Source organism: Citrobacter sp. Cpo065, assembly GCF_030332805.1.
GTDB classification, from domain to species: Bacteria; Pseudomonadota; Gammaproteobacteria; order Enterobacterales; family Enterobacteriaceae; genus Citrobacter; species Citrobacter portucalensis.
In genome coordinates this window covers 134,482-151,627 of record NZ_JAOWHC010000029.1, presented here as the reverse complement: position 1 = coordinate 151,627, position 17,146 = coordinate 134,482, and the positions used below count along the sequence as shown (strand labels likewise).

The following is a 17,146-nucleotide window of genomic DNA, read 5'->3' as shown; positions in this document are numbered from 1 at the left end:
GTAAATATATGATGCCAATCGAATAGCTTTTTGGGGTTTCGGATATACTTTCCCTACGCTGTGTAAATAAGGATATCACTGTGACAACACGACATTTGATAAGCCTGGTGACTGGGGTACTGTTCCTTTCCATCCTCGCGCCTGTAGGTTTAAGCCTGTGGCTGGCACATCGTCAGGTCGAAACGAAATTTATCGATGAACTCGATATGTTCTCAACTCGAGTCGCATTACGTACGGAACGCGTAGGCGAGCAGGCGAAAAAAGCATTACGCAATATTGAAGCTTTTCAGGGAGTGCCTTGCAGTGACGAGCATTTGCTGGAAATGCGTCGTTTGTCCTATAGCTATCGCTATATTCAGGAAGTGCTGTACCTCAAAGATAACGTTCCACAATGTTCATCCCTAGAAAAAAGAAGTAAGGCCGCCGCGTTTCCATCAGCGATGAAAGTCACGCCTGATGGATATCGCGCATGGCTTACTACGCAAAACGATTTAGGTATCAAGCGTTTTATGGCGGCATTAGGGAGTGAAAATTATGTTGTGATGGTCGATCCGGGTTCTTTCATTGACGTCATCCCGTTTGGCTCATGGCCGATTGAAGTCACTATCATTGGAACCGTGCGCAACATGGTCGTTGCCAGTAGCGCCAACCTGCCATCGGACGTTTTACAGCATGTAAAACAAGAGAGCTCGATTACCCATTTTCAGAAGGATGGCAATATTTTTAACGCTCGCCCTTTCCCGGAACTGGGTATCACGATCGTAACCTGGGCATCTACCCTGCCGTTACAAAAAACCTGGCACCGACAGGCGCTGATCTGGCTTCCGGCAGGCATTCTTATCGGATTGCTCACCGCCGCCTTTGTTTTGCGCATTTTGCGCCGCTTACAGTCGCCCCATCACCAATTACAGGACGCTATCCAGCATCGGGATATCAAGGTCTACTACCAACCGATTATCTCGCTCAAAACGGGAAAAGTCGTCGGGGCTGAAGCACTGGCTCGCTGGCAACAGGCTGACGGAAGCTATCTGTCGCCAGAAATTTTCGTCGCGCTGGCGCAAGAGACCGGGCTGACAGAGCCTCTCACACGATTGATTATTGAAAGCGTATTTGAAGATTTAGGTAAATGGCTGCGTCAGCATCCGGAGCAGCATATATCCATCAATCTTGAGTCAGCCGATCTCGCCTCCGAAACGCTTCCTGCTCTGTTAAGTCAGAAAGTGAACCACTGGCAACTTAAGCCTACGCAAATCGCGCTGGAACTAACCGAACGCGAGTTTGCCGACCCGAAAAACAGCGCGCCGTTTATTGCTAAATACCGTCAGGCAGGCCACTCGATCTATATCGATGATTTTGGCACCGGCTATTCCAGCCTGAGCTATTTACAGGATCTGGATGTCGACATCCTGAAGATAGACAAATCGTTCGTTGATGCACTGGAGTACAACAACGTGACGCCACATATTATCGAGATAGCGAAAACGTTGAAGCTGGAGATGGTGGCGGAAGGTATCGAAACCGAGAATCAGGAAGCCTGGCTACGCCAGCATGGCGTGCAGTACGGTCAGGGCTGGCTTTACAGCAAAGCGCTGCCGAAGGCGGAATTTATTCTGTGGGCAGAAAAACGGCTTTAACATTGCTGTTGATGTTGAGATGGCTGGCGGCACGCCGCACAGCCAGTCACATCACTCTTCCATAATGGGCGCAAATCCACCGTAGATCATTCGCTTGCCATCAAATGGCATAGATTCACCGAACTCCTTCATACGGGGATCGGACATCATCTTCTGATTCGCCGCATCGCGGACCTCTTTGGAAGGGTATTCAATCCAGCTGAATACCACTTCTTCATGCTCCTGTGCTTTCACAGCCATGCGAAAATCGGTCAGTTTGCCGTCGGGGACATCATCTGCCCAGCACTCCACTACGCGCAATGCACCGAACTCCTTGAAAAGCGGAGCTGCTTTTGCCGCCATCGCAATGTACGCCTCCTTGTTTTCAGCGGGTACGGCAACCACAAAGCCATCAACATACTTCATGAGAAAAACCTCCGAAGTGTACTGCGCGGCAAGCCGATTCCGGCCGCGTCAGTCGAGGTTAAGTTTAGTCGCCAGTAGGCGATCGCGCCCCAGGTGCATTCCTGATACGCGTACGTGACTGCGGCTGATGCCGAAACCACGGCAGGCAAAGCTGAATCAACGGTCCGATAGCCAAGGCATACAGCACCGTACCAACCCCCACGGTTCCCCCCAGCAGCCAACCGATAAGCAGCACCGACACTTCGATTGCGGTTCGAATTCGTCGTACTGGCCAGCCGGTACGCGCGTGGATACCGGTCATCAGACCATCACGCGGACCGGCGCCAAAACCTGCGCCAATGTACAGGCTGGTTGCTAACGCATTCAATATTACCGCTGAAACCAGCAGCCCACTGCGCGCCAGCAGGGATTCAAATCCAGGAATCACCAGCAGCGCGGCATCTGCCGCCAGCCCGATCATAATCACGTTGCTCAGCGTGCCAAAGCCTGGTCGCTGGCGCAGCGGTATCCACGCCAGCAGCACCAACACGCCCACGGCAATAATCACCACGCCGATATTCATTGACAATAAATTGGCTACACCCAGGTGAAACACGTTCCACGGATCGGCCCCTAAATCGGCACGGACAAACATCGCCGTCGATACACCGTACAGCGTCAGCCCGATAAATAGCTGAAGTAAACGACGCAGCATGCTTTTCCCCTCTCACTCTCGGATAACTTTCATCTTCACCGCAATTGGCACTATGATTAATGTCCAGTTTTCAAAAAGTGGACTGTTATGTCATCTCGCCGTTACGGAAGTCAGTCTTTGCAGCGCCTGCTCGGACACTGGCAGGAAAGCCCCTCGCGAACGCCCATCTGGCGACAGCTGGCAGAAGCGTTACGTCTGCTTATTCTCGATGGTCGACTGGCGCTGGATAGCCGCTTACCGGGTGAACGCGAGCTCGCCGTCGTCCTGCAAGTAAGTCGAACTACCGTCGCCAGCGCTATGGCGCAACTGCGTGAAGAGGGATATCTGGAAAGCCGTCATGGTAGCGGCTCACGGGTGATCCTGCCGGAACATATTCGCCATGTGCCAACCCGGACCAGCACCGGCACAGCGCTTGATTTGTCCACGGCGGCGCTAAGTGCCGGTCCCGAAATTCATCAGGCTTACCAGCAGGCGCTGTTTGCTATGCCACAGCATTTGCTGAGCTCCGGGTATTTGCCGCAGGGGCTGTCGGTATTGCGTGAGTCCATCGCTCAGCATTATTGCGATCGCGGGCTCCCGACGCAGCCCGATGAAATCATGGTCGTGAATGGTGCAGTCAGCGGCCTGGCGCTGATCCTGCGTTTGCTCACCGGCCCCGGCGATCGCGTAGTGGTCGATCACCCCACTTATCCGCTGGCGATTGCCGCGATTCAAGGCGCATCCTGTCGCCCCGTCGGCGTGTCGCTACCCGAGCACGGTTGGGATACCGCGGGTCTGGTCGCCACCATCGCGCAAACCGCACCGAGAATGGCCTACCTGATGCCGGACTTTCACAATCCGACCGGGCGTTGCATGGACGCTGCAACTCGCCAGGTCGTGGCGGATATTGCCGAACGAACCCGCACAACCCTGGTGGTCGATGAGACGATGGTGAACCTGTGGTATGACGCCCCGCCGCCGCCGCCGCTTGCCGCATTCAATCGCGACGCGCCGATCATTCTATTGGGTTCGGCCGGGAAAAGCTTTTGGGGGGGATTACGTCTGGGCTGGATCCGGGCGTCGGCGCGAACCATTGCGGCGCTGGTACAAACCCGCGACACCTTCGATTTAGGCTCCCCCGTGCTTGAACAACTCGCCACCAGCTGGCTGCTGGATAACGCCGCCGACTTTCTTCCTGACAGAAGACGGCTACTCACATCGCAGCGCGATCTGTGCTCAAGCCTGATGAACGCACATTTCCCGGAGTGGCAGTTTACCCAGCCACAGGGAGGACTCTCTTTTTGGGTTGAACTGCCCGATACGCTGGCAACGCTATTCGCTACGCGCGCCGAAAGCGTAGGCATTCAATTAGGAACCGGTACGCGGTTTGGGCTTGATGGCGCATTCGATCGTTTTTTGCGTATGCCTTTCACGTTGCCGGATGACACAGCGCGTGCCGCCTTCAGGGTGTTACAACCCATTTGGGATAACCTGCGTTTGCAGGCCAGCAGCGGGAAGTACGCAAAATAATCTAAGCGACGAGTCAAAGGACTCGCCCTTATAAGCCGGGATGGATGAGAGAGTCCCGGTGATATTACCGCTGAGGGGGAACCGGAAAACCCTTCAGTGAAATCACGAAATTTTCACCGTCTTTCTTAATTTTTGCCCCGGCATCACACCAGTCTGAGGCAATACGGAAGAACTCGTCGCTGCCGACATTCCAGCTCAGGCGGACATGTTTCACATAACCGGAGCGCAGCATTTCACAAGCTTCTCCGTAATTACTGGCAGTTGAGAGCGGTTGTTGTTTCATTTTTTCTTCTTCAGTAGTCTGCGCAATGCTTTGATTTCTTTAGGAGTCAGTGCTTCAACTACGGACTCTTCCGTATGCTGGCTATCGATATCCTCAGCGGAGACTCCCGCCTCTTCAACGGCGGTAAACGCAATCAGCAGCAGTTTTTCCGTCGCAACACTTAAATTTTCATTATGCACTTCAGCGTAATGGCGAAGCTTTTCTTTTAGCGCCTCATCAATTTTGACATTCAATACAGCGGTCGACATCGTAGAAAATCCTTGTGGTCAGCCAAAACACACCGAATGTAAGACCCTGTCGTTACAGCGCGATGGCGGTGGCAAAAGCATCAAATAACATCCCCGAAACACATTGACAGCATTTGATGACAATAAAATGACATTACGATGACAAAGAAAAGAAGATAAGCAGAAGGGAAATTGCCGGACGGCAGAATTGGGTGGGGGCCCTGCCAGCTACATCCCGGCACACACGTCATCTGCCTTGGCTGCTTCCTTCCGGACCTGACCTGGTAAACAGAGTAGTGTTGCGGGAGAACCAACAGAGCCCCCATTGAGAGCGTTGTTAACCAACGCGCAGGCGCATTATCACTGCTGCACCCTGTAATTGCAACCCATCCAGCATCGGATGCTGTTTTCTTGTGCAATGCGGCTTCACTCCCTCGCCATTCGGCATTATGCTGGAGGATTAGCGCAGGAATAAATAATGGATATACAAGACACTTTCCCCCAACGCGTCTGGCAAATCGTCGCGTCAATCCCCGAAGGTTTCGTCACCACGTATGGCGATGTTGCCAGGCTTGCCGGTTCGCCGCGCGCTGCGCGCCAGGTCGGCGGCGTGCTTAAGCGTCTCCCCGAAGGCAGCACTTTGCCCTGGCATCGGGTGGTTAATCGTCATGGTGCCATTTCGCTGACCGGCCCCGACTTACAACGGCAGCGTCAGGCGTTGCTGGCAGAAGGAATAGTGGTTTCAGGAAGCGGGCAGATAGATTTACAGCGCTATCGCTGGGTGTACTAACCCTCTCCAGACGGAGAGGGTTACGACTGCCTTAGTACTGCGTGGGAGCAGGAACGGCAGAAGAGGGATTTACCTGGGTTGGTGACGTTGACGGCACCGTGGTGGCTGCCCCACCGCTTGCCTGAACCGGTACTGCTGTTTGCTGTACAGGGACCAGCGTCAGGTCAGCTTTCGTACCACCCTGATTAATGACCGTCTGAACGGTATCAGTAATAAAGACCAGTTTGTCATTAACCGTAATTGCCGCACTCAGCAGAATACGGGCGTTAGGCTGAATATCTGCCGGGTTAAATGGTAATACAAAGCTGAATGGCGCCTGCTTACCTTCAGTACGGACCGCTTTTTGCGACAGCACTTTTGACGGTGCATCGGCCAGCGACGCATCTGACAGCGTGACGGTCAGCACCGCATCGGGTGGCAAGGCCACTTTCTGGCGGATCCATACTGTACCGGAAACATTGGGCTGCTGAATTTTAGACTGTGTGTCAGCAATTGACGTATTAGGGCTTGGCGCAGGTGTCTGAATATCCGCACTTTTATCAGCACAGGCTGCCAGAGCGACCGCAACCGCTAAACCACTTACCATGTGCACGAGTTTCATTAAATTCTCCTTATCATCTATGCACCAGCGAGAACTTTCCTCGCCAGAAGAGTGGTTAACAAAAACATAACGTGACTAAGTGTGGCACAAGACAGCTGTTTTTGCCTGTAATAGGCCTTTAATTCAGACAATTGCACCCATCGGACCACTTTCAAAATTGCGTTATACTCTGCCTACCTCGCTGCGAGATCGATATAACCTGGAGAGCACGTATGAGTCTGGCGCTGAAAAATTTGCTGACATTGTTAAATCTGGAAAAAATTGAAGAAGGACTCTTTCGGGGCCAAAGTGAAGACTTAGGGTTACGTCAGGTTTTTGGGGGACAAGTTGTCGGTCAGGCGCTGTATGCCGCCAAAGAAACCGTACCGGAAGAGCGTCTGGTGCACTCCTTCCACAGCTACTTTTTACGCCCCGGCGATAGCCAAAAGCCCATCATCTATGATGTTGAAGTCTTGCGTGATGGTAACAGCTTCAGCGCGCGCCGCGTTGCCGCAATTCAGAATGGTAAACCCATTTTTTACATGACCGCCTCTTTCCAGGCACCGGAAGACGGATTTGAACATCAGAAAACCATGCCGGATGCGCCGGGTCCCGATGAGCTGAAATCAGAAACAGAAATTGCCCGCTCAGTGGCGCATTTACTGCCGCCGCTGTTGAAAGAAAAATTTATCAACGATCGTCCGTTGGAAGTGCGCCCGGTTGAATTTCATAACCCCTTAAAAGGTCACGTCGCACCTCCGGCGCGCCAGGTATGGATCCGTGCAAACGGCGAGCTGCAGGACGATCTGCGCGTCCATCAATATCTGCTGGGTTATGCCTCAGACCTGAACTTCCTGCCTGTAGCGCTGCAGCCGTACGGGATTGGTTTTCTGGAAAAAGGGATTCAGATCGCCACCATTGACCATTCAATGTGGTTCCACCGTCCGTTCAATATTAATGAGTGGTTGTTGTATAACGTCGAGAGTACTTCTGCCTCCGGTGCCAGAGGTTTTGTACGCGGGGAGTTTTATACGCAGGACGGCGTGCTGGTCGCCTCTACCGTGCAGGAAGGGGTAATGCGTAATCGCAATTGAGAATTACCGGATGGTGGCGCAAAAGCGTTGCCATCCGGCAGATTGAAACATCAAGCGTTGTAAGCGTTCTCGCCGTGACTGTTCACATCCAGACCTTCGCGTTCCTGCTCTTCCGGTACGCGCAGACCCACCGTCATATCCGCCAGCTTATAGCCAATGAAGGCCACCACGCCGGACCAGACGATGGTGATCGCCACGCTTTCCAGTTGCACCAGCAGCTGATGCCCCATGGTAACGCCCTCAGCAAATCCCACGCCGCCCAGAGAGCTGGCAGCGAAAACCCCGGTCAGGATGCAGCCAACAATACCGCACACGCCGTGCACGCCAAACACGTCACACGGATCGTCCACGCGCAGAAAACGCTTCAGCATGGTTACGCCCCACAGACCAGCCAACCCCGCAACCACACCGATAATCAGCGCCCCGCCGACACCGATGTAGCCACATGCAGGTGTTACGCCCACCAGACCTGCAATAGCACCGGAACAGGCGCCCAGCAGAGACGGTTTACCACGCAGCGCCCATTCACCGAAGATCCATCCGAGGATGGCGGCAGCGGTGGCGACCACGGTATTGACGAAGGCCAGTGCAGCAATTTCATTCGCCGTTCCCGCTGAACCGGCGTTAAAGCCAAACCAACCAATGTAGAGAATAGCGGTACCGGTGAAGACCATCGGCAGGTTATGCGGTTTAAAGGCTTCTTTGCCAAAACCGACGCGTTTGCCAATCAGATACGCGCCAACCAGACCGGCAATCGCTGCGTTGATGTGCACGACCGTCCCGCCCGCAAAATCCAGTGCGCCGTGAGAAGCCAGCAATCCACCGCCCCAGACCATATGTGCAATGGGGATGTACGACAGCGTTAACCACACCACCACAAAAATCAGCACCGCAGAGAAACGAATACGCTCAGCCAGCGCCCCAACAATCAGCCCAACGGTGATGCAGGCAAAAGACCCCTGAAAAGCAACGTGAATGTACTGGTAGAAGCTCCCCGTGACCGCCGTCAGCGCGATGTTCTTCAGCAATACCCAGTTGAAGTTGCCGAAGAAATTATTCCCTTCGCCAAAGGCCAGTGAGTAGCCATAAACCACCCATAGAATACAAACCAGAGCGAATGTCACCGTCACCTGAGTCAGCATCGACAGCACGTTCTTACCGCGAATCAAACCGCCGTAGAACAACGCAATGCCAGGGATAGTCATAAACAGCACCAGCGCGGTACAGATCATCATAAAAGCGTTATCTGCTTTATCCGCAACCGCCGGTGCCGCCATCGCCAGTCCCGGCAGTAGCGCCAGTGAAGCAATACCCGTTTTCATCGTTGCTATCTTCATTTTTTGGTTTCCTATCACTGTGTGCCAGAAGTTACAGTGCGGCTTCGTCGGCTTCGCCGGTACGAATACGAATCACACGTTGCAGCTCGGCGACGAAGATTTTGCCGTCGCCAATTTTTCCGGTGTATGCCGCCTTACTGATGACATCAATCACGCCATCCAGTTGGTCGTCGGCAATCGCCACATCAATCTTCACCTTTGGCAGAAAATTGACGCTATATTCAGCCCCACGGTACAGCTCAGCATGACCTTTCTGTCGGCCAAACCCCTTCACTTCGGTGACGGTCAGCCCCTGAATACCAATAGACGACAGTGCTTCACGGACGTCTTCCAGTTTGAACGGTTTGATTACCACGGTAACCAGCTTCATAGATCCCCTCCAGTCAGAATTCAGTAGTGGCTGCAGATACACGAGAGGAATATTGCAAGGGGTGTGCCAGGAATGAAAAACGCGGAATGATTCAGGTTCGCCGGGTACTATCGGGAGAGAAAAAGAAAAAACGCACTATAACGGTGCATAGTGCGTTACATTTTTGCACCAGATTGTTGATTGCCGGATGGCGGCGTAAACGCCTTACCCGGCCTACGATACCGCGTGGCCGGATAAGCACTGCGCCGTCAGGCGATAACAGAATCCTCTTGTGTGCTGGCGGCTAACTCTTCCCCCGCCAGTTGCAGCTGATACATCTGCCAGTAACGGCCTTGCGCCGCCAGTAATTGCTGGTGCGTACCACGCTCAACCGCCTGACCGCGATGCAGCACCAGAATGGTATCCGCATCGACAATCGTCGATAACCGATGCGCAATCACCACCAGCGTAGTGTGTTCACGGACCGCCGCCAGCGCGTGCTGAATGGCCTGTTCAGTACCGGAATCAATACTGGCCGTGGCTTCATCGAGAATCAGCACCTGCGGCGTTTCAACCAATACCCGCGCCAGCGCCAGCAGCTGTTTCTGCCCAACGGAGAGATTATTGCCCTGCTCGCCCAGCCGGGTATGAATCCCCTCGCTCAAACCCCGAGCCAGTTCTGCCAGTTGCACGGTCTCCAGCGCCTGCCAGACCCGCTCTTCTGAGATATCGCGACCCAGCGTGACGTTTGCCAGGAAGGTATCCGCCATCACCACCGGATCCTGCTGCACCATCGCGATGCCCTGACGTAACGCACCGTGGCTCAGAGAAGACAACGGACGTCCGTCAAGGCGGATTTCCCCCTGCGTCAGCGGGTAATATCCCATCAGCAGGCTGGCCAGCGTGCTTTTGCCGCTGCCTGTGTGTCCGACCAAAGCCACAAAGCTGCGCGAAGGTACGGACAGACTGATGTTTTGCAGCACCAGGTTGTCGTCGCGATAGGCAAACGAAACGTTATCCACCTCAATGTCTCCGCTTTTGAGCGGGCGATCGTCTTCACCATAGCGCTGACGAGGCCCGTCCATCAGTTCGAACACTCGCTCACCAGCGACAACCGCCTGCTGCAGCATTGATTGCTGGGTGGTCAGCTCGATCAGCGGTTCGTTCAAACGGCCGAGGTAGCTGATGAACGCGTACAGCACGCCAACCTCGATGGAGGTGCCAGAGGTAAAACTGAACAGCATCAGCAAACCGCAGAGGATCAGCGCCGAGAACAGGCTCAGCAGCGGACGCAGCAAAAAACCATCCAGTCGCAGGGTTTGCATACGCGCCATATAGTGCGAGCGGCTGGCCTCGCCCATTCTCTCGCCAAACCTTGCCTGCTGGCGGAACTGCTGGATAACGCTCATGCCGTTGATGACTTCGTTAAAGCCATCGTTAATATCCGCCAGATAAGCGCGCACCCGACGCACAATCGGGGTGCTGTAGCGTTGGTAAATCACCATCACCACCAGCACGGCTGGGAAAATGGCCATTGCCACCAGCGCCATGCGCCATTCCAGGCTGAACATTGCCACTAACATCGCGCCGATTAAGGCCGCGCTGCGCAGGACCGTTGCGACCACCGTCACGTACAGGTCGCGAATAACTTCAGTGTCATTGGTCACGCGGGAGATAAGCTGCCCGACGGGCTGAGTATCAAAAGCACTGAGCGGCTGGCGCAGCGCAGCGTCCATTACGTCGGTGCGTAACTGTTGTACTACGCCAACCGCCGCCTGGTTAAACAGCAATGACTGAGCGTAATGCAGACCTGCCGCCAGCAGTTGCAGACCGACATAGGCCGCAACCAGCCCGGCAACCATCGCCAATGGCAGATTGTTCTTCGCCACCATGTTATCGATAAAATAGCTAATCAGCAGCGGACCGCTGACTTCCGCCGCCGCAGCCACCCATAGCATGACTACCGCAATCGCCAGCTGTTTTCGCCATGGGGAACCATACGCCAGCAGTCTTTTCAGAGTTGGCCATAATTGCCCGAAACTACGCATTAGCCGCCTCCTCGTTTATCTCTGGTGCATCAGACAGCGCCGCTTCAAGTTGCTGATAGCGGTACATGTCGCGATACCAACCGGGCTGTTGCACTAAAGATTCATGCTCACCGCGCTGAGCAATATGCCCATGCTGCATCACGATAATCTCGCTGGCTTCCGTCAAAGCCGATAAACGGTGTGCGCTGATAATCACGGTTCTGCCTTCGCCCCACTGGCGCAGGTTATGTAGGATCTGATGTTCGGTACGACCATCCACCGCCGACAGCGCATCATCCAGAATCAGAATTTCAGCGTTCAGCAGTAACGCTCGAGCGATAGAAATACGCTGTTTTTGCCCGCCAGACAGCATCACCCCGCGTTCGCCCACTTCGGTGTCGTAGCCCTGAGGAAGACGTAAAATATCCTCATGAACGCTGGCAAGGCGCGCCACATGCTCGATCTCTTCCTGCGTGGCCTGCGGGCGTCCTAAGGCGATGTTATTACCGACGGTATCGGAAAACAGGAATGGCGTCTGGCTGACAACCGCCAGTCGGCTGCGCCAGCTATCCAGCTGTAAGCGCGTTAATGGGATATCATGAAAGCGCACATCGCCCTGGGTGATATCAAAATGACGCTGGATCAGCGACAGTACCGTACTTTTTCCCGCACCGGTCGGACCACAGATGCCCAGCATCTGTCCAGGTTTGAGCTGGAAATTCACATTTTCCAGCGCCGGGTGGGTGGTTTGCGGGTAACAAAATTCGCGAATCGCCACCGCCAGCTCCCCGCGTCCTTCCGGCACCGGTTCAGTACCGTCATCCACTACCGGCGCTTCTGCCAGCATGGCGCGAATTCGGCTATACGCGGCGCTGCCGCGTTCGACGATGTTAAACATCCAGGCCAGCGCCAGCATCGGCCAAATCATCAGACCGAGATACATCATAAAGCTGGTGAGCTGCCCGAGCGTCAGCGAGCCGTGAACCACCATCCAGCTTCCCCCGGCAATCGCCAGCAGGTTAGCCATACCAATGGCGATATAAATCGTAGGATCAAAGCGGGCGTCAATGCGCGCCACACGCAGGTTTTTCTTACCGGTATCTTCAGCATCAGCGGCAAATAATGCCGACTGCCGATCCTCCAGCCCAAAGGCCTTGATCATACGAATACTGGTCAGGCTTTCCTGAGTACGATCGTTGAGACTGGAAAACGCCGCCTGCGCCAGCTTAAAACGGTTATGGAGTCGATCGCCGTAACGTTTGATCATCAACGCCATCACCGGCATCGGCAGCAGCGCAATGAGCGTCAGTTGCCAACTTATCTGCGTTGACATCACGATCAGCACCGCACACCCCATAACCAGCGAATCTACCAGCGTCAGCACCCCTTCTCCGGCGGCAAATACGACGCGATCGACATCGTTGGTGGCACGCGCCATCAGATCGCCCGTACGGTGCCGCAGATAAAATTCTGGATGCTGGCGACTCAACTGACGGTAATAATCTTCCCGCAGCTCAACCGCCAGTTGGTAGGATGCGCCAAAGAGCAGCACGCGCCAGACATAACGCAGCAAATAAACCACCACGGCAATCAGGGCAATTGTCCCCACCCACATCAGCAGCCGCTCGGTGGTGAAGCGTTGAGTCGTCACGCCATCCACAATGATCCCGACCACTTTCGGCGGAATAAGCTGAAGGATAGCGATGATGATAAGCAAGGCCACTGCCCCGAGGTAGCGACGCCACTCCCGGCGGAAGTACCAGCTTAATTGAGCAAATAATCGCACGCGTTATATCCTGACAAGATTTCCGGCAATAAGCGCCGGGAGAATTATTCAATAGGTAGAGCAGTTGTGTATTTAATCTGTTCCATGGCAAAGCTGGAGGTGACGTCAGACAGGCCCGGTACGCTGTTCACCAGGCGCTTATAGAATTCATCATAGCTTTTCATATCAGCAACCTGCACTCGCATCAGGTAGTCATACTCCCCTGCCATACGCCAGAACCCCAGAACCTCGGGCATTCCGGTCACTTCAGTGACAAAGCGGCAATACCATTCGCTGCTGTGATGCTGAGTTTTGATCAGCACAAACGCGGTGAGTCCCAGCCCCAGTTTTTCTGGATCCAACAGGGCGACTCTGCCCAGCAGGATACCGTCATCCTCAAGTCGTTTGAGACGTTTCCAGCAAGGGGTGGTAGTCAGATTAACGGCATCTGCTAATGCCTGCAAAGAAAGGGTGCAGTCCTGTTGCAGTAAGCCGAGTAGCTTGCGGTCAATTTTGTCTAACATATCCACTCCACAGAGAAGAATTTTCTCCTTACATTCTATTTTAAAGGCTAAATGGCAACAATTTTTTCCGTGCTTTTCGCTATTCTGGGCACAAAATGACAAATGGATATCTATTAATGATGAATAGCTCCTGGGTTAAAAACGCCATCAATGAAATCAACGCGGATTATCAGCGTTCTGCGGATACGCATCTCATTCGCCTGTCGCTACCGGCGTTCCCGGGCATTCAGCTCTATTTAAAAGATGAGAGCACGCATCCGACCGGGAGTCTGAAGCATCGTCTGGCGCGCTCACTGTGTCTGTACGGATTGTGCAATGGCTGGATCAAAGAAGGCACCACCATCATTGAATCATCGTCCGGTTCAACGGCGGTCTCTGAGGCTTATTTCGCTCGACTGTTAGGGTTGCCATTTATTGCCGTCATGCCTTCCTGTACGGCAAAACGTAAAGTTGAACAGATTGAATTTTACGGCGGTCGCTGTCATTTCGTGGAAAGCGCCTGCGAAATCTATGCGGCCTCTGAGCAACTGGCGCGTGAGCTGAACGGTCATTACATGGACCAGTTCACTTACGCTGAGCGCGCCACCGACTGGCGCGGCAATAATAATATCGCCGACAGCATCTTTCGTCAGATGCAGTGCGAGCCCAACCCCGTTCCCCGCCATATTGTGATGAGCGCCGGAACCGGTGGCACCTCAGCAACCATTGGCCGCTATATTCGCTGTCAGGGCTACGATACTCAACTGATGGTGGTAGACCCGGAAAACTCGGTCTTTCTGCCCTTCTGGCAGGATCGCGATGCCACGTTACGCAGTCCGGTAGGAAGTAAAATTGAAGGCATTGGCCGCCCGCGTGTCGAACCGTCTTTCATTCCTGACGTGGTCGATGAAATGCTGCGCGTGCCGGATGCCGCAAGCGTGGCCACCGCACACTGGCTGGAAACGCAGTTGGGCCGCAAGGTCGGCGCCTCTACCGGCACAAACATGTGGGGAACACTACAACTTGCCGCCCGTATGCGCGATGCAGGCGTTATCGGTTCGCTGGTGACACTGTTGTGTGACAGCGGCGAACGCTATCTGGAAACCTACTACAACCCACAGTGGGTCGACGCGCACATCGGTGATTTAACGCCGTGGAAAGCGGAGCTTGCCCAACTACTGAACACCCATTAATGGGATAAAAAAAAGCCAGACGCGAAGTCTGGCTTGCTGGAAGGGATCTCTCATTCGGGGGAATAAGGTAGATGTGGATTGTCCAGCCAATGCGTCAAAAAGTGTGACACTGCCTGATTACGGCAATGCCCAATCACCGATAAATGAGGCAGTTCAGCAATCAGTTGCGGCATCGCGTTACCCATAATCAGGCCGCGCCCAACGCTGCCTAACATTTCGCGATCGTTCATGGCATCGCCAAACGCCATACACTCGGCCATTGAATAACCTAAATGGTCGCTCAACACCGCCAATGCCGATCCTTTATTACAGCCCAGCGGCAGCACCTCAAGGCAATCAAACGCGGAAAAACAGAGATTCGCCTGTTCACCCAGCGCTTCATTCAGTTGAATTCGCAATTGGATCAGAGAGTCATGATCGCCGCAGAAACAGACTTTCGTAACCTGATGCGCCGGAATACGTTTCACATCGACGATCTGGTAGCGAAATCCGCTATACACATGCGCCTGCAGCAGCGAGGGGATCTCTTGTCCGGTGAACCAGCCATTGTCATTAAAGACATGCATGCTGGCGGTAGTGTCCCACTTCTGATGCAACACAATATCCGCGACATTCGGATCCAGATCCTGACGGTGTAACACATCGCCCTCAAGAGAGTGAATGCGCGTGCCATTACCCGTGATCAAAAAGGCGTCCAGTGAGATCGAGCCTAAAATATGACGCATCTCAAGCACATGGCGACCGGTAGCAAATGTCAGAGTAATATCGCGTTCGCGCAGGCGCGACAGCGTTGAAAGCGTTTCGTCACCTAAATGGTGATTCGGCATCAAAAGGGTGCCATCCATATCAAATGCAGCCAGACGAGCCATTTCTTTCTCCACACTGTGACGCGGTTAACTTGTGATCCAGTATCACCTGAGATATACGGAAGTAATAGTGAATAGATAAAATGAATTGTTCCGGGTTTCTCTACGCATAAACCGTTAACGAACATCCTGAAGGAAAAAGTATCAATGCGTCTGCTTAATCGCCTGAACCAGTACCAACGCCTGTGGCTGCCCTCGAACGGCGAACCGCAGTCGGTGACCGTCGGGGAACTGGCCGAACGCTGTTTTTGTAGCGAACGCCATGTGCGTACCCTGCTAAAGCAAGCGCAGGATGCAGGCTGGCTGGAGTGGCATGCCCAGTCGGGGCGCGGGAAACGCGGGCAGCTGCGGTTTTTAGTGACGCCAGATTCACTGCGCAACACCATGATGGAACAGGCGCTGCAAAAGGGCGAGCAGCTTAGCGTACTGGAACTGGCTCAGCTGGCACCGGGTGAATTAAGAACACTGTTACAACCGTTTATGGGCGGTCAGTGGCAAAACGACACGCCAACCCTGCGTATACCCTATTACCGCCCGCTCGACCCCTTGCACCCCGGGTTTCTCCCCGGTCGCGCGGAGCAACACCTCGCTGGACAAGTTTTCTCTGGCCTGACCCGGTTTGACAGCACTACGCAACGTCCCTGTGGAGACTTAGCCCACCACTGGAATATCTCCGCTGACGGCCTGCGCTGGGATTTCTATATTCGTTCCACCCTGTACTGGCATAACGGCGATGCGGTCAGCAGCACACAGCTACATCAGCAGTTGCTGAAGCTGTTAGAACTCCCCGCGCTGAATAAGCTGTTTATCAGCGTAAAGCGCATTGAGGTGACGCATCCCCAGTGTCTGACCTTTATTCTGCATCGTCCCGACTTCTGGTTGGCGCACCGTCTGGCAAGCTACAGCAGTCACCTGGCGCATCCTGAGCACCCGTTTGTGGGTACCGGCCCGTTCCGGCTGACGCTGTTTACTCCTGAGCTGGTGCGTATCGAGAGTCACGATCACTACCATCTGAGTCATCCGCTGCTAAAAGCCATTGAATACTGGATAACCCCGCAGCTCTTCTCCCAGGATCTGGGCACCAGCTGTCGCCATCCGGTGCAAATTGCGATTGGTAAACCCGAAGAGTTGCCTATGCTAAGCCAGGTAAGCAGCGGGATCAGTCTTGGTTTTTGCTATCTCACGCTCAGAAAAAGCGCGCGCCTGAATACGCAGCAGGCCCGTAGACTAATCAATATCATCCACCGTTCTTCCCTGCTACAAACGCTTGAAGTGGATGAAAATCTGATCACGCCAAGCAATGCACTGCTCCCCGGATGGACTATCCCGCAATGGGATGAACTCGACGAGGTGGCATTACCGGAAAAGCTGACGCTGGCTTATCACCTGCCGGTAGAACTTCACGCTATGGCTGAACAGCTTCGCCAGGCGTTGGCGCTGCTCGGCTGTGAATTAACGCTTATTTTTCATAATGCTAAAAACTGGGATGGCGATCATCCCTTAGCCCAGGCCGACCTGATGATGGGCGACAGGCTGATTGGTGAGGCACCTGAATATACTCTCGAACAGTGGTTGCGCTGCGATCAGCTCTGGTCACATGTATTGAATGCGCCAGCATACACACATTTGCAAACGACCCTGGATGCCCTTCAAATTCAGGCCGATGAGGACGATCGCCACGCGGCTTTACAACAAGTTTTCGCCACGCTAATGCATGACGCTACCCTGACGCCACTGTTCAATTATCACTATCGCATCAGCGCGCCACCGGGCGTGAACGGCGTACGCCTGAATCCTCGTGGCTGGTTCGAGTTTACCGAAGCCTGGCTGCCACCTCCTTCAGCGTGAAGAAGCTGGTCGACGGCACGCCCAGGCGCTACCATAAGGGCT

The 17,146-nt window shown here is 54.0% G+C and carries 16 protein-coding genes, 1 other RNA gene and 1 pseudogene; 6 read left to right on the top strand and 12 right to left on the bottom strand.

Annotated elements, in window-relative coordinates; genetic code table 11:
* The first annotated feature begins 80 nt into the window (after window positions 1–80).
* A complete protein-coding gene (gene pdeB / locus OGY68_RS06755; RefSeq protein WP_275382834.1) occupies window positions 81–1,634 on the top strand; it encodes a cyclic di-3',5'-guanosine monophosphate phosphodiesterase PdeB in 1,554 nt (517 codons plus the stop codon).
* 51 nt (window positions 1,635–1,685) lie between these two features.
* Here the strand turns inward: pdeB and OGY68_RS06750 are convergent, their stop codons facing one another.
* Both OGY68_RS06750 and yczE read right to left on the bottom strand, forming a co-directional pair.
* Window positions 1,686–2,039: a DUF1428 domain-containing protein gene (locus OGY68_RS06750; protein ID WP_008783959.1), complete on the bottom strand. Its 354-nt coding sequence runs from the start codon at window positions 2,037–2,039 to the stop codon at window positions 1,686–1,688.
* Window positions 2,040–2,103: 64 nt separating this feature from the next.
* Entirely contained in the window at window positions 2,104–2,733 is a 630-nt protein-coding gene (gene yczE / locus OGY68_RS06745) for a membrane protein YczE (protein WP_048214785.1), read from the bottom strand.
* 87 nt (window positions 2,734–2,820) lie between these two features.
* Here yczE and yczR point away from each other — a divergent pair, with 87 nt between their 5' ends.
* A complete protein-coding gene (gene yczR, locus OGY68_RS06740) occupies window positions 2,821–4,242 on the top strand; it encodes a MocR-like transcription factor YczR (protein ID WP_286616906.1) in 1,422 nt (473 codons plus the stop codon).
* A 64-nt stretch (window positions 4,243–4,306) separates the two neighbouring features.
* Here the strand turns inward: yczR and OGY68_RS06735 are convergent, their stop codons facing one another.
* The 3 genes from OGY68_RS06735 to ffs all read right to left on the bottom strand — a co-directional run bounded on the left by OGY68_RS06735 (window position 4,307) and on the right by ffs (window position 5,068).
* Window positions 4,307–4,525, bottom strand: coding sequence for a hypothetical protein (locus OGY68_RS06735; RefSeq protein ID WP_032942544.1), 219 nt, complete (start codon window positions 4,523–4,525; stop codon window positions 4,307–4,309).
* On the bottom strand, window positions 4,522–4,773 hold the full coding sequence (locus tag OGY68_RS06730; protein ID WP_003831029.1) for a hypothetical protein: 252 nt from the start codon (window positions 4,771–4,773) through the stop codon (window positions 4,522–4,524). Before OGY68_RS06730 ends, OGY68_RS06735 begins: the two co-directional genes overlap by 4 nt.
* 198 nt (window positions 4,774–4,971) lie before the next feature.
* Window positions 4,972–5,068: signal recognition particle sRNA small type (ffs, locus tag OGY68_RS06725), an RNA gene on the bottom strand.
* Between the two features lie 84 nt (window positions 5,069–5,152).
* Between ffs and OGY68_RS06720 the strand changes: the two are divergent.
* Window positions 5,153–5,542, top strand: a pseudogene (locus OGY68_RS06720) (MGMT family protein).
* 31 nt (window positions 5,543–5,573) lie between these two features.
* On the opposite strand, the gene OGY68_RS06715 reads toward OGY68_RS06720, so the two are convergent.
* Entirely contained in the window at window positions 5,574–6,143 is a 570-nt protein-coding gene (locus OGY68_RS06715; RefSeq protein WP_003021666.1) for a YbaY family lipoprotein, read from the bottom strand.
* A gap of 212 nt (window positions 6,144–6,355) precedes the next feature.
* Between OGY68_RS06715 and tesB the strand changes: the two genes are divergently transcribed.
* Entirely contained in the window at window positions 6,356–7,216 is an 861-nt protein-coding gene (tesB, locus tag OGY68_RS06710) for an acyl-CoA thioesterase II (RefSeq protein ID WP_003831027.1), read from the top strand.
* Between the two features lie 50 nt (window positions 7,217–7,266).
* Here the strand turns inward: tesB and amtB are convergent, their stop codons facing one another.
* The 5 genes from amtB to decR all read right to left on the bottom strand — a co-directional run bounded on the left by amtB (window position 7,267) and on the right by decR (window position 13,218).
* Window positions 7,267–8,553, bottom strand: a complete 1,287-nt coding sequence (amtB, locus tag OGY68_RS06705) for an ammonium transporter AmtB (protein ID WP_008783954.1) — start codon at window positions 8,551–8,553, stop codon at window positions 7,267–7,269.
* Window positions 8,554–8,584: 31 nt separating this feature from the next.
* Complete coding sequence (glnK, locus tag OGY68_RS06700) at window positions 8,585–8,923, bottom strand: P-II family nitrogen regulator (protein ID WP_003021657.1); 339 nt, start codon at window positions 8,921–8,923, stop codon at window positions 8,585–8,587.
* Between the two features lie 248 nt (window positions 8,924–9,171).
* A complete protein-coding gene (locus tag OGY68_RS06695; RefSeq protein ID WP_008783952.1) occupies window positions 9,172–10,950 on the bottom strand; it encodes a SmdB family multidrug efflux ABC transporter permease/ATP-binding protein in 1,779 nt (592 codons plus the stop codon).
* Window positions 10,943–12,715: a SmdA family multidrug ABC transporter permease/ATP-binding protein gene (locus tag OGY68_RS06690; protein ID WP_020996575.1), complete on the bottom strand. Its 1,773-nt coding sequence runs from the start codon at window positions 12,713–12,715 to the stop codon at window positions 10,943–10,945. Before OGY68_RS06690 ends, OGY68_RS06695 begins: the two co-directional genes overlap by 8 nt.
* Before the next feature lie 44 nt (window positions 12,716–12,759).
* Window positions 12,760–13,218: a DNA-binding transcriptional regulator DecR gene (decR, locus tag OGY68_RS06685; protein WP_003831023.1), complete on the bottom strand. Its 459-nt coding sequence runs from the start codon at window positions 13,216–13,218 to the stop codon at window positions 12,760–12,762.
* A 116-nt stretch (window positions 13,219–13,334) separates the two neighbouring features.
* Here decR and OGY68_RS06680 point away from each other — a divergent pair, with 116 nt between their 5' ends.
* Complete coding sequence (locus OGY68_RS06680) at window positions 13,335–14,390, top strand: PLP-dependent cysteine synthase family protein (RefSeq protein ID WP_239693047.1); 1,056 nt, start codon at window positions 13,335–13,337, stop codon at window positions 14,388–14,390.
* Window positions 14,391–14,440: 50 nt separating this feature from the next.
* Here OGY68_RS06680 and cof read toward each other — a convergent pair whose 3' ends face one another.
* A complete protein-coding gene (gene cof, locus OGY68_RS06675; protein WP_048235970.1) occupies window positions 14,441–15,259 on the bottom strand; it encodes an HMP-PP phosphatase in 819 nt (272 codons plus the stop codon).
* A 144-nt stretch (window positions 15,260–15,403) separates the two neighbouring features.
* On the opposite strand from cof, the gene OGY68_RS06670 reads away from it, so the two are divergent.
* Window positions 15,404–17,104: an SgrR family transcriptional regulator gene (locus tag OGY68_RS06670; RefSeq protein ID WP_048214789.1), complete on the top strand. Its 1,701-nt coding sequence runs from the start codon at window positions 15,404–15,406 to the stop codon at window positions 17,102–17,104.
* Window positions 17,105–17,146 lie beyond the last annotated feature (42 nt).

What these genes read in the sequence shown, in the direction of transcription:
- decR (WP_003831023.1), bottom strand. Translation starts at nt 13,218, where the DNA reads ATGTTAGACAAAATTGACCGCAAGCTACTCGGCTTACTGCAACAGGAC.
- OGY68_RS06715 (WP_003021666.1), bottom strand. Translation starts at nt 6,143, where the DNA reads ATGAAACTCGTGCACATGGTAAGTGGTTTAGCGGTTGCGGTCGCTCTG.
- yczR (WP_286616906.1), top strand. Translation starts at nt 2,821, where the DNA reads ATGTCATCTCGCCGTTACGGAAGTCAGTCTTTGCAGCGCCTGCTCGGA.
- yczE (WP_048214785.1), bottom strand. Translation starts at nt 2,733, where the DNA reads ATGCTGCGTCGTTTACTTCAGCTATTTATCGGGCTGACGCTGTACGGT.
- cof (WP_048235970.1), bottom strand. Translation starts at nt 15,259, where the DNA reads ATGGCTCGTCTGGCTGCATTTGATATGGATGGCACCCTTTTGATGCCG.
- tesB (WP_003831027.1), top strand. Translation starts at nt 6,356, where the DNA reads ATGAGTCTGGCGCTGAAAAATTTGCTGACATTGTTAAATCTGGAAAAA.
- OGY68_RS06750 (WP_008783959.1), bottom strand. Translation starts at nt 2,039, where the DNA reads ATGAAGTATGTTGATGGCTTTGTGGTTGCCGTACCCGCTGAAAACAAG.
- OGY68_RS06695 (WP_008783952.1), bottom strand. Translation starts at nt 10,950, where the DNA reads ATGCGTAGTTTCGGGCAATTATGGCCAACTCTGAAAAGACTGCTGGCG.
- OGY68_RS06670 (WP_048214789.1), top strand. Translation starts at nt 15,404, where the DNA reads ATGCGTCTGCTTAATCGCCTGAACCAGTACCAACGCCTGTGGCTGCCC.
- amtB (WP_008783954.1), bottom strand. Translation starts at nt 8,553, where the DNA reads ATGAAGATAGCAACGATGAAAACGGGTATTGCTTCACTGGCGCTACTG.
- OGY68_RS06730 (WP_003831029.1), bottom strand. Translation starts at nt 4,773, where the DNA reads ATGTCGACCGCTGTATTGAATGTCAAAATTGATGAGGCGCTAAAAGAA.
- OGY68_RS06735 (WP_032942544.1), bottom strand. Translation starts at nt 4,525, where the DNA reads ATGAAACAACAACCGCTCTCAACTGCCAGTAATTACGGAGAAGCTTGT.
- OGY68_RS06680 (WP_239693047.1), top strand. Translation starts at nt 13,335, where the DNA reads ATGATGAATAGCTCCTGGGTTAAAAACGCCATCAATGAAATCAACGCG.
- glnK (WP_003021657.1), bottom strand. Translation starts at nt 8,923, where the DNA reads ATGAAGCTGGTTACCGTGGTAATCAAACCGTTCAAACTGGAAGACGTC.